The sequence below is a fragment of the Candidatus Nitrotoga sp. BS genome (assembly GCF_927797785.1).
Taxonomy (GTDB): Bacteria; Pseudomonadota; Gammaproteobacteria; order Burkholderiales; family Gallionellaceae; genus Nitrotoga.
In genome coordinates this window covers 1-12,208 of record NZ_CAKMLL010000040.1, presented here as the reverse complement: position 1 = coordinate 12,208, position 12,208 = coordinate 1, and the positions used below count along the sequence as shown (strand labels likewise).

Here is a 12,208-nt window from a genome sequence, read left to right as displayed (position 1 = left end):
GAAATCGAATCTAAGAATCAAATATACCGGGTCAAGAGTGGATGTCTTTGTGAATTACTACATGTTTACAATTTTACTACTTTCATATTTCTAGCCCAAATATTGCGTAAACCGCTTTTCAATGATCACCCCCTCCATTGCCGCACCCTACCCACATCAACATGGACAAAATCAGAGCCAGGATAATAGCCAACGCCGCCGCCATGCAGCTTTAATGCCGCACGACGCACATGGATAAGATCATGCCCTGGAACACGGATATCAGTCGCCTTGCCGTCCAGATGCATACTGTGTTTGGCTACGCCACTGCTTCTCTCCGCGAGCTTGGCATTGGTGGCGGGCGAGCGATATCCAGAAATAATATGGAAAGGCTGGCGAGCCTCGATCGTGCTGTTGATGTCATACAGCAAATCAAGCAGCACAGGAGACATATTTTTTATTTCGTTATTTCGGTGGTCACGCAACACGTGATTGATATCAGCCAATGCTTCGGGGATATAGCCACCCTCTGCCCAATAGACGGTTCTTACGCTTTCACCGGTATGCGTATTATAAAAGGCTAGTGTCCGTTCTCTGGCAACAGTGCCTCGCAGTAGGGCATGCGCCGGAAAGGGAGACAGTCCAGCTGCGGCAACAATTATCCCTAATTTTAGAAACTGTCGGCGGTTTTTATCTTTTATTGTGTCTTTCATTGGAGATCTCCATTTAAAATTGAGGCTGGCAATCCCACTTCACGAGCCAGACCTTCTTTCAGTTGAATGACTGCTTTCACTTTGTCCCAGTTTATAAATTCGCTAATTCCCTGGGTCTTAGCTAAATTTTCTACAATGGTTATCGGGTCAATACTTTTCTTATAAGTGTCTCGGTTGACTTCAAAAAATATGCGGCCACCCTTAAGTCGCACAAGCAATACAGGGGCATAAATGATCTTGCCGGGCAGATTTTCGCGTAACTGCTCAAAAAGGGTGGCAATATCATCTGGATGCAGACGTATGCAGCCATGACTCAGAAAACGATAGATGCTCGCCGGTGCGATAGTGCCGTGAATGCCAATTGCTGGAAGGCTAAGGCCTATCCAGTGTTTGCCTAATGGATTCTCTGGCCCAGGCGGCATTTGGGTAATGACAACCTTTCCTTCTCGCCGCAATTCTTCCTGGATTGACTTGGGCAAATACCATGTCTTGTTTTCCTGGAGATTAATTACATTAAAGGTACCTGTTGGCGTTTTCCAGTTTGGGCGTCCTAGTCCCACTGGATAATGAGCCATAAGCTTGTTAGCTTGAAAATAATACAGCATCCGCTGCGGCAGGTTAATCAGTATGCCGTCTGCCAAATATTCCGGAATGATATGACGGTTATCAACCTGCAACAGCTGATCCAGTTGTAGCAGGGCGTCTTTTTTTATCCCATTCATCCGCGCAAGAGCGGACACTTCTATACCAAAACGGGCGCCGATTCTGGTCAGGGAATCGCCTCGTTGCACAGCGTATTCAAATTGCTCACCCACCAGCGCGGTAGTATGCCGTGTGGTAGCCTGTGTCTCTTCAATGGGAGTTGCAACCGAGGCTTCCAGAACGGGTGCTGAATTCTCATTTTTGCTGTAAGCGAATCCTGCCAAAAAAAGCATAACTATCCCCAAGTACACAAATACGCTTTTTTTGAGCATCAGTGATAGTTCTGCTAGCGAGTAAGCCTTCCAGTCAACGACCGATTTGAATTAAATAGTTTGGACAGTTTTTTTGCTGTCGCCATTATATCTCCCGAGCCAAACAAAACCGAAATTACCGCTAGCGCATCTGCGCCAGCATGCACTAACGATGCGGCATTGTGCAGGTTGATGCCACCTATTGCTACCAGTGGCACTGTAAGTTTGTCACGCGCCTGATGCAAAAGTTCAATGTCTGCCACTTCAGCGTTGGGTTTTATGAATGAGGGGAAAAATGCTCCGAATGCCACGTAATCCACACCTGCATCAACAGCGTCTTGAGCTAGTGACAGACGGTTATAACAAGACAGGCCGATTATTTTATGCATTCCCAGTGCTGCACGCGCCGTCGAAACGCTAACATCTGCTATGCCTAAATGCACGCCATCTGCATCCACGTGGGCCGCCAGCTGTACATCGTCATTTACTATAAACGTTGTGGCATATTCACGCGTTACTTTGCGTAAGGCGAGAGCCTGTTCTAATCTCAGGGCAGTATTTGCTGATTTATTGCGATACTGCAGAACTTTGACGTTGCCTTTCAGTGCCAGTCGTACGCGATACAGCAAATCTGCGGTATTTACACAGTCTGGCGTAACGGCATACACACCTTTAATGGCGTACGCTGGATTCATCCTCTTCGTCATCACGGGCCCAAAATAAACGATCTGGAATGTGCTGTCCCATGCCGGGTCGGAAGGCATATTGCAATGCCTGCCATGTGAATTCTTGAGCCTCCTTCACCGCCTCATTCATCGATAGACCATTTGCCAGCAAAGCGGCAATGGCAGAAGCTAATGTACAGCCAGAGCCATGGTAAATACTGGATAGTCGTGTCCAGCTATCGCTACGCACTATTACGCCACTCTCGCCGTAAAGAGTGTTAATCACCTTGGTCGAATGTTCGTGCGTGCCCGTCACCAACACGTATTCACAACCGAGATGCACAATGCGCTTGGCACACTCGGCCAAGTCTGGATTATCATCGTCATTATCTTCATCTTGAATAAGGCGACGTGCCTCTATGCTATTCGGTGTCAGGATAGTGGTCTGCGGCAGTAACAGCTCACGCAGTGCGTCCAACATGTCCTCATCGGCTAGTTCATCGCCGCGGCCGGATGCCAAAACCGGATCGAATACCAACGGAATATCGGGATAATCTGAAATGACTTCAGCAATCGCCGCAATATTCTCTACGCTGCCCAGCAGGCCGATTTTGAACGCTGCCACGGGCATATCTTCCAGCACTGCACGTGCCTGGTCAGATACCCACTCAGCATCAATTGGCAATATGTCATCTACTCCACCTGTGTCTTGTACCGTGACTGCTGTCACAACGGACAGGGGATGGCAACCCATGCTGGCAATAGTAAGAATGTCGGCCTGCAAACCTGCCCCTCCGCTGGGATCAGTGGCACCAAAAGCAAGGACAATAGGCGGGATATCAGACATGGCAGTATGTGTCATTGTAAAATACAAAATTAAAATGCAATTTTAACTGAAATTACTCTCCATGACCCCGAACCCTGAATATAAAACCTATATGTGCCTGATTTGCGGCTGGCTGTACGACGAAGCCACCGGATCCCCGGAAGATGGCATCTTGCCCGGCACGCGCTGGGAAGATGTGCCTATTAACTGGACTTGCCCGGAATGCGGGGCGCGTAAAGAAGATTTTGAAATGATTGAATTCTAATCTCCGCAGGTTTAATTCCCTACTTCTTGGCGCAAAAGCTGGCTGACTGTCAGTGAATTGTAAGAGCGCAGTTAAGATCCCGCTGCTTGAGGCAGGGCACTTTATTTACATAGTTTTAAAAAGAGCTTGTCTTTGCATCAAGTCGAGTGTATAAAACAGACAGTAGGATTGGGTACGATCAGAACGTAAACCATTTGGGAGACGCTTATCGAGACTGCAATAAATACAATCTAAAGTAAATATTTTACCGGCATCAAACCGGTTAGGTCGGTAACCCATATATCGACATATAACGCCGCGCAACGCGGCGTTATTCTCTTCTAAGCCCATTTAGACTACTGAGGTAACAGGAAGAACTGGTCTACAATATCTTTTGCCACAATGCCGTAATTTACGCATCAGGCCTATATTTTTCATTCGGCCAACGTATTTTTTCGATAAAGCAAGCTGCAATCTCTTCTTATAGCAATGTCCTGGCAACGCGGATGCCTGTATACGAGTCGCGGCTCGATTGATCGCTCATGAAACGCACAGCAGAGCGCGCGTCCCTCGGATCAATGATCCAGGAACCGCCACGTAGCACTCGCCATTCTTGATTGCTAAGGGTGCTTATTGCACCGCCAGTCGACCAAGCCTTGCCATCTGCCGGAGCCCCTCTATAAGTGTCATGCCATGCATCCTCAACCCATTCCCATACGTTTCCCAGCATGTCATGCAGCCCAAACACGTTAGACGCAAAACTACCTACTGGCGAGGCGCGCTTACAACTCCATTCACTTTTGCTGTCTTGGCAGTTGCAATTGTTTTTGCCCAGCTCATCACCCCAGTAATATTCCGTCATCGAGCCGGCACGGCACGCGTATTCCCATTCAGCCTCTGTCAACAAGCGGTAGCTCTTGCCTGTCAGCTTTGATAGCCAGCGCACATAGGCTTGTGCGTGAATAAAATTAACATTGGTCACTGGCAGATTGTCGCCTGTCCAACCGTTATCTACAGGAGAGTAGGTTGTCTCGCCGGATGCGACGAAACGCTTCCATTCCGCCACTGTAACCGGGTACTTTCCTACTGCAAAAGGGCGAGCAATGGCAACCTTATGTTTGTTAGACGCTTCGCCCATACGGTAACTACCTGCCGGTATCACCACCATCTCAGGCATATCCGGGCCATCGCGAAAAACTTTGGCAAGCCCAGCTTCGGTTGCCGCCGCCATTTGTTTCTGTTGAATTTGTTCTACAGACCAGCACTCGATGCCCAGCGGTCGGCTCAGCTCTTCTTTCTGCTCCCTAAGCTTTGCCTGAGCCTGTGCATGCTCTTCCGCCAGACAGATGAAATTGGTAACCTCTTCATCACCAGATGCCTGCACCCATTCTTTTTCCACTAATCCATCTTGCGTGATGGCATTAATAAGGTGACTACCTACGGGCAGAAAAAACTGACGGGGCGTGTTTTTATCCAGTTGACCCTGATCTTCGCCATTCACCTCGAGATAACAGTCCATGTCGGACTCCAACAACAAAGAAATCTGCCGAGGTGAAGCGTTAGAATTAGTTGTAGACTCACTACCGCAATCTGGATTTTTGAGATGGTCTTCGCGTTGTTCGTTACTCATAAATACCATCCAGTGTTGAAGAGTTGAAAAAAATGGAGAGGGTTCACAAATTTATATTTTTTTAAAAAAATTAAAATAAAATAGCTACTGTTTACGGCAGCGTCCTGGCCAGACGAAGGCCGAAATTAAAATTTCTTATTGTCGGCACACTTCCATGACGATGGGCGCAACGAGCGTATCTCGGAAAGCTACTCCAAGAGCCGCCGCGCATCACGCGACCCAGTTGGTTACCTTCAGACGACCAAGGCTTGCCATCGGCCGGAGCCCCTTCGTAACTATCATGCCATATATCCTCTAACCATTCCCATATGTTACCCAGCATGTCATGCAGCCCGAAAGCGTTGGGCGCAAAGCTACCCACTGGCGATGCACGTTTACGACTCCATTCGCTCCCGCTATCTTGACAGTTGCAATTGTTATGCCCTATCTCGTCACCCCAATAATATTCTGTTATCGATCCGGCACGACAGGCGTACTCCCATTCCGCTTCAGACAACAAGCGATAGGTCTTACCTGTCTGGGTTGACAGCCAGCGCGCGAAGTTCTGTGCGTCAAACCAACTAACATTGGTCACCGGTAAGTTATCGCCTTCCCAATCGTTATCCGAGGGGGAATAGGATACTTCGCCCGTTTCAACATAACACTTCCATTCCGCTACCGTAACCGGGTATTTACCTATTGCAAAATGGTGAGTAATGACAACCTTGTATTTATTAAAGGCCTCCCCCCTGCGATAGCCACCTGCCGGTATTACAACCATCTCAGGAGAATTCGGCCCATCGCGGAAAACTTTGGCAAGTCCAACTTCGGTTGCCGCCGCCATTTGTATTTGTTGTATCTGATCCACCGACCAACATTCTATGCCCAGCGGTTCGCCCACTTCCTCTTTACGTTTTGCTTGAAGCTGGGCAAACTCTTCCTTCAGTTGAATCAAACAGACAACCTGCACTTCATGGTTTAAATCCTGTGTCCATTCCTTCTCCAGCAGGCCATCTTGCGAGATGACGTTGATAAGATGACTACCTAAGGGCAACTCGATACTGAGTGGCGTATTTTTCTGCAGTGCGCCATGATTATCACTATTCACCATGAGGCGACAGTCCATGTCAGTCTTGAGCAGCAAGATAGCTTTACGACTGCGCTCAATCTCCTTAGGTTTCTGTTCTTCCATATTAGACACCCCAATCACCTCTCGCTGCTTACCCCAATTCTAATGATGAATTAAATCAGCCTTTGCTTTCAGCGCAATCTTCTGAGACTTTACAAAAGTGATAGCTGGCCTATCGCGCCAAGACTAAATTGAGATTACTCCGAAACTTTTCGTCACTTAAAGTGAGATTAATATACATAAAGGAGCCTCTTGCAAAAGTAGTCGGAATTTTTAAAACCAGCCTTGTCTGCGCTGAAACAGTGACATCGTTACATGTGGTCAAAATAGCCCAAAACTCACCAAAAGCCCATTTGACGCGATTGGGAGGGGTTGTGAATTATTGCGCACTTTCAGCAACCGTTTACCCGGCTATAAAACTACAACTTTCATCAATTAACATCAAAAATTTGCTACTTTTTTAAGCATTTTTAGCAAAAATAGTTTTGCAAGAAGCTCAAAGGTCAAAAACAGAAGGGAAGCAGTTAAACGGATGGGACATCCAACGTGCTGGCAACACGAAACCCAAAATCGTCGTATCGGCTTGACGTTACGGCTCGCGCGCGACTGGCAGAGCGAGCAAGTTTAGGGCTGCAATCCCAAGAGCCACCACGCACTACGCGTCCCTGCTGGTTACCTCCATAAGTCCAAGCAGTCTCGTCTGAGGGAGCACCCTCGTAATTATTATGCCAGTGGTCTTCCACCCATTCCCACACATTTCCCAACATGTCATGCACACCAAAAACGTTAGGCGCAAAATTGCCTACTCGCGACGCACGCTTACAACTCCATTTACTACCGCTATCCTGGCAGTTGCAATTCATATTGCCTATTTCATCACCCCAATAATACTCGGTCACAGAGCCAGCACGACAGACGTATTCCCATTCCGCTTCAGTCAACAAACGATAGGCTTGGCCAGTTTCGGCAGTTAGCCAACGCGCATAATCCTGTGCATCAAACCAACTAACGTTAGTAACCGGCAGCGTAGTGCCTATCCAGCCATTATTAGAAGGACAATGGGGAGGGTCTTCCGGCTCGATGTACGGCTTCACATCGCTGCCATCACCTGCAGCACCAAAGTGAACGCTCATCGGCTCTTCTTTGATTACGCTCTTCGCCATAACGTATCTTCTCCATTCCTCCACCGTAACTGGATATTTACCTACGGCAAAAGCACGAGTGATAGTGACCTTATGTTTATCAGATACCTCTCCCATTCGATAGCTGCCTGCCGGTATCACCACCATTTCCGGATGATCCAACCCATCACGGAACTCTATATCAAGCCCCGCAGACTTCGCAGCCTCCAGTTGCTCCTGCCGTATCTGCTCCACTGACAAACATTCTATGCCCAACGGCTTCCGCATTTCCTCTTCAAGTGCGACTCTTGCTTGGGTATGCTCTTCCGCCAGATTAATAAAATGCTCGATATCTTCTTCCCGATAAAGTGGCTGCACCCATTCTTTTCCCATCAATCCATCTTGCGTAGCGGCATGAATAAGAGGATACCCCAACGGCAAAAGGAAACTGCGGGGGTAATCTCTTTTTAGAATGCCCTGATCCTCACCATCGATCGTGATGCAACAGTCCATATCCGTCTCTAGCAGCAAAGTAGCTACCTGACCATGTTCGGTTTCCTGATGTTTTTGCTCTTCCTGATCAATCACCCAATCATCTCCCTTTCAGACTTCACATTTTAATAACGCCCAGCAGATTACCGTGGCAAACAAGGCAACAGGCTGGGTGTGACAAACCAGAGTGGGCATCTCCGCCCAGGTTTAGTTTCTTAGGACGGCTTCCATATCTACGACTGACGTGATGCAATCCATTATCCAGCAGTGTAGGGAAAGTGCAAATTTAAATTCAATCACTATGCCGTCGTCTTACTTACAGCGTCCTGGCAACTCGGAATCCAATACCATAGTTCCGAATTGAAGGTTCAATCCATAAACGAAGGGCAGATCGCGCATCCCGCGGATCGCTATCCCAGCACCCCCCGCGTAACACGCGCCACTGTCGGTTGCCTTCGGACATCCAAGCCGTTCCGTTATCCGGTGCCCCTTCGTAAGTTTCATGCCATGGATCCTCTACCCACTCCCATGCATTTCCAAGCATGTCATGCAAGCCAAAAGCGTTCGGTTTAAAACTGCCCACGGGCGAGGCACTTTTACAGCTCCATTCGCTCTCGCTATATTGGCAATTGCAATTATTCTGCCCTATCTCATCACCCCAGTAGTACTCTGTCACTGACCCTGCACGACATGCGTACTCCCATTCTGCCTCGGTCAGCAAACGGTAGGTATGACCTGTCTGAGTCGATAGCCAACGCACATAATCCTGCGCATCAAACCAATTGATATTGGTTACCGGCAAGTCACTGTTAGTCTCTTTAACATCACTTAAAACTTCGTGATGCAAATCAGTTGCCTTCGTAGGGGATTTGAGTAAAGTCTGGTGATGCCCGCGTACTGTTCCTGTACCCGCCAAATATCCCGCTCCAACACCTGGCAACACTTCTTCTTCGGGCCGCAACCTATCAACGAAACGCTTCCATTCTGCCACCGTAACCGGATACTTCCCTACCGCAAAGGGACGAGAAAAGGTAACCTTATGCTTCTCAAATGCTTCACCCATGCCATAACTTCCTGCCGGTAGCACCACCATTTCAGGAGTATCTAATTTATCGCGGAATACAATTTTTTCAAATCCAACTTCCTTTGCTGCCGCGGCTCGTGCTTGTTGCATTTGTTCCGCCGACCAGCACTCTATACCCACAGACTGATTCAACTCCTCAATTTTTTGATCACTATTCATAATATCTCCGTGGCTTAATATAGGTAATCGCACGGGCTGACATTCCCGCAGGCACTCGGCCAAAAGTCACAACTCGGTGAAATCTTCTCTTTTTTATGGAAACATTTCAGCCATGCCATATGAAATTTTCGGTTGTTTTTAAGCTACGCTACTCGCTTCAGAATAGCCTAAAGCAGCCCTTTCAGTCAACCAAAAGTGAAGCAAGCAAATAAACTGTCGGGACAGGTACCGCATGCTCAACTTTAGACATTCAGTACCCAAAGTATGGCTATTTTTGGCAGATGCTAAATGGCAATTTAGGACGTACAAATATGGCTCTGTTCGCTTAATAAAGATTCTGTTGATGCATGCTTAAGTGGTACGTGCATTTTTTGCCCGAACGAAACTCAAGTTACAACCATTCTTACCTTACCCAAACATACCTGCAATTGGGAAGATTGGTTGTTTTGCTTGCATTACTTTATCATAGATAGAATAATTGTTACACAAAATCAATTTGTTATGATTTCCAAGCAAACGCTAACTACCAGAGAATTTTCTGTGCCCACAAGGTAGACGCTATTAAAGCGCGTCATGGGTTACAGTAGGCGAATCTGGCGAATCCCGCGACCACAAATACTATTTCAATAGGACATTTGCAAAAGTAACGGATCAAGTCGCTTGAGTGCATATACGTATAATTATCTAATTGACGAATGATGTAGAAGAGGTTTATAAATTTATTATTAATCAAATAACTTGACCCATTATTGCTTCATGGCAACGCCAACCACATGCCCGATTTTGTCGACGGACAGTTCGAGGCCGTGCTTTGCAACGCCACATTGGAGCACGATCCATATTTCTGGAAAACGCTGGCTGAAATCCATCGGGTTACGGCACCGGGCGGCCTGATTATGATCGGCGTACCGGGATATGAAGGTATGGGCGCACAATCTTTTCTGCGCAATAAGCCGGTAACGGGATGGCTGCTGAAGGCCTTTGCGCGCCTCGTCAACAGTGATGTATTACGTGCTAGCACGGTCACTTTGGGTGAGCATCTTTTTCCGGGCGACTATCACCGTTTTTCGGAACAAGCGGTGCGCGAAATCTTTCTTGCTGGCTTGGTTGATATTTCTGTATGCACGGTGATGCAGCCGCCACGTTTCATCGGATCGGGGCGCAAATTGTGACTGTAGCAAAAGTGAAAATCATTATTCACATTGGTCAGCACAAAACCGGGTCGAAAGCACTGCAGTCATTTTTGCACCTGCACAGCGCCGCTCTTGCGCAACGCGGCATTTTGTATCCCGTCGATCAAACCGTGCATCAAAAGGTGCGCGCATACCGGATCAGTCACTACCGCATGTTTGCCTTGCTGCGCCATGAAGCCATGCACAATTGCGGACAAGCAGACGCGGCGCAGCATTTTTGGCGCAGGCAACGTGCTATTTGTCGTCCCTACGATTGCTCGCGCGCCATGTTTGATGCGATTGAGGATGAGCGCCGCCGCATCGGTGCCGATACCATCGTCGTGTCAGCCGAGGATTTATTCGACATGCAAACCGCGCACCAGATTGATCTTAATATGGATTACCTGACGGCTGGGGTGAAAATTTTGTCCGGGCTGGCTCAGGCATTTCAATATCAGCCTTTCGTAATCGCATATGTCCGCCGTCAGGATTACCTGCTGGGCGCGCATTACGTGCAGTACGTCAAAGGCAGCAGCGATCCGACTATCGAGTTTAAAACCTTCGCGCGCGCTTTTACTCCCAGGCTGAATACGCACCATCTACTGGCTTGCTGGGCGGCTGAATTCGGCTCAGAGGCTATGTTGATACGTCCTTATGAGCGCGCCACGATGCCAACTGGCATTGTGGTCGACTTTTTCGAGCACGCATTGCAACAAACGATTTCACCCGCATGGGTGACGCCAGCGCCAGAGCGGGAATCGGTCAATGCCACGCCAGGACGCGATCAAGTGGAGCTGATCCGGCAGCTGCATCGGCATCGCTGGTTTGGCTGGCCGCTGATACGCCGAGCACAGATACTCGATGCAACGACCGCGTTCAGTCCAGGCGTAGCAGCAGAACATGGCAGCACAATCGCAACCTGGCTATCGCCCGCCCAGCGCCGACGACTATTGCTCGACCATACAGAAGGCAACGCTGAAATCGTACGGCATTATTTGCACAGAGCTGAGACGACACTCTTTTCGGAAGCGCTGCCACCCGATGATGCTGGCTGGCAAACCTACCCCGGCTTGTCAGCACAACGCACCGCTATCATCATCCGTCAGGTGCGCGGACAGTTGTTTTATGGCGGCAATCTCAAATGGATAGCGGCGGGCGCTTTATTTTTCTTAAGCATGGCAATTCTGGTGGGAATTTTGGTGTGACCGGATGAGGCCATCGTAGAAACTCTCACACACCAAGCAAACAAAGTTGTTCACAGTCTTGGAGGCATGTTGCGGGTAATATACGCCGAGGGGTCACACGCAATTCGGCAGGACTTGCAATACAGCATCAAAAAGGGATTTATCCGCACTGGTATTGGCTTGCCACCCGTTGGGGGAAACCGCTCGATTTTTATGTTGAAGCCTTCCAAATTCTAAAAAAGGCACATGAGTCCGGTGATTACGATGCAGCAAATTGCCGATACTTTTGTGGTGCATTATCCCACTGTCAATAGAGCGATCCATCAAACTTCGCTCAAGAATGCATAATTGAAAGACCCGGCCCCGTTGCGTTGCTGACTATCCTTTTTATCAAACGAAAACCTAGTCACTCATCACCACTCTGTTTCGCCCACCATCCTTCGCTTGGTATAACGCATTATCAACACGCATAATCAGCCTATCCATAGTCCCGCCCTTCTCGTAAATCGCTAGCCCTATGCTTACTGTCACTTTTCCAGCCACTCCAAAATCATACTGCTCAATTTTTTCTCGAAATAGTTCAGCCAACTTCAGTGCGGTCTGCTGATCCAGCTCAGGGCAAACAACCAAAAACTCTTCACCGCCCCAACGACCGACGCTATCGGTACGGCGAAATGCTTTACTTAAAAGGGAAGAGAGGCATATCAAAACTTTGTCACCCTCTTGGTGACCATAGCCATCATTGATTCGTTTAAAATAATCAACATCGACCAGCATCACCACAAACGGATGTAAATAACGATCTGTACGCGAGATCTCATTACTCCGCGGATTCAACAACGAAGTGCAACTTTTTCTAACAGAATGATGGGGCGAGA

Annotated in this window: 12 protein-coding genes; 3 read left to right on the top strand and 9 right to left on the bottom strand. The window is 48.2% G+C overall.

Going from position 1 to position 12,208, the window contains the following annotated elements:
- Positions 1-125 precede the first annotated feature (125 nt).
- From MJ769_RS03770 to thiD, 4 genes are read right to left on the bottom strand one after another with little or no spacing between them, the layout of a single operon-like run.
- The gene (locus MJ769_RS03770) at positions 126-692 is read right to left on the bottom strand and encodes a DUF882 domain-containing protein (protein WP_239234497.1); all 567 of its coding nucleotides are present in this window, start codon (positions 690-692) and stop codon (positions 126-128) included.
- A complete protein-coding gene (locus MJ769_RS03765; RefSeq protein WP_239234496.1) occupies positions 689-1,666 on the bottom strand; it encodes a L,D-transpeptidase family protein in 978 nt (325 codons plus the stop codon). Before MJ769_RS03765 ends, MJ769_RS03770 begins: the two co-directional genes overlap by 4 nt.
- Before the next feature lie 14 nt (positions 1,667-1,680).
- Entirely contained in the window at positions 1,681-2,340 is a 660-nt protein-coding gene (gene thiE / locus MJ769_RS03760; protein ID WP_239234495.1) for a thiamine phosphate synthase, read from the bottom strand.
- The gene (thiD, locus tag MJ769_RS03755) at positions 2,318-3,157 is read right to left on the bottom strand and encodes a bifunctional hydroxymethylpyrimidine kinase/phosphomethylpyrimidine kinase (RefSeq protein WP_239234494.1); all 840 of its coding nucleotides are present in this window, start codon (positions 3,155-3,157) and stop codon (positions 2,318-2,320) included. The genes thiE and thiD overlap by 23 nt, the downstream gene beginning before the upstream one ends.
- A 61-nt stretch (positions 3,158-3,218) precedes the next feature.
- Here thiD and MJ769_RS03750 point away from each other — a divergent pair, with 61 nt between their 5' ends.
- The gene (locus tag MJ769_RS03750; protein WP_239234493.1) at positions 3,219-3,401 is read left to right on the top strand and encodes a rubredoxin; all 183 of its coding nucleotides are present in this window, start codon (positions 3,219-3,221) and stop codon (positions 3,399-3,401) included.
- Positions 3,402-3,861: 460 nt separating this feature from the next.
- Here MJ769_RS03750 and MJ769_RS03745 read toward each other — a convergent pair whose 3' ends face one another.
- The 4 genes from MJ769_RS03745 to MJ769_RS03730 form a co-directional block, all read right to left on the bottom strand.
- Positions 3,862-5,010 (bottom strand): formylglycine-generating enzyme family protein, encoded by a 1,149-nt coding sequence (locus MJ769_RS03745; RefSeq protein WP_239234492.1) that lies wholly within the window; start codon positions 5,008-5,010, stop codon positions 3,862-3,864.
- Between the two features lie 91 nt (positions 5,011-5,101).
- Positions 5,102-6,181 (bottom strand): formylglycine-generating enzyme family protein, encoded by a 1,080-nt coding sequence (locus MJ769_RS03740; RefSeq protein ID WP_239234491.1) that lies wholly within the window; start codon positions 6,179-6,181, stop codon positions 5,102-5,104.
- A gap of 461 nt (positions 6,182-6,642) precedes the next feature.
- Positions 6,643-7,827, bottom strand: a complete 1,185-nt coding sequence (locus MJ769_RS03735) for a formylglycine-generating enzyme family protein (protein ID WP_239234490.1) — start codon at positions 7,825-7,827, stop codon at positions 6,643-6,645.
- 220 nt (positions 7,828-8,047) lie between these two features.
- Complete coding sequence (locus MJ769_RS03730) at positions 8,048-8,974, bottom strand: formylglycine-generating enzyme family protein (RefSeq protein ID WP_239234489.1); 927 nt, start codon at positions 8,972-8,974, stop codon at positions 8,048-8,050.
- 749 nt (positions 8,975-9,723) lie between these two features.
- Here MJ769_RS03730 and MJ769_RS03725 point away from each other — a divergent pair.
- Complete coding sequence (locus MJ769_RS03725) at positions 9,724-10,146, top strand: methyltransferase domain-containing protein (protein ID WP_256445678.1); 423 nt, start codon at positions 9,724-9,726, stop codon at positions 10,144-10,146.
- Positions 10,143-11,351 carry a hypothetical protein gene (locus MJ769_RS03720; protein WP_239234487.1) on the top strand — a complete coding sequence of 403 codons (1,209 nt, stop codon included), beginning with the start codon at positions 10,143-10,145 and terminating at the stop codon, positions 11,349-11,351. Before MJ769_RS03725 ends, MJ769_RS03720 begins: the two co-directional genes overlap by 4 nt.
- A gap of 381 nt (positions 11,352-11,732) precedes the next feature.
- Here the strand turns inward: MJ769_RS03720 and MJ769_RS03715 are convergent.
- On the bottom strand, positions 11,733-12,208 hold a 476-nt coding region (locus MJ769_RS03715), incomplete at its 5' end, for a GGDEF domain-containing protein (protein WP_239234486.1).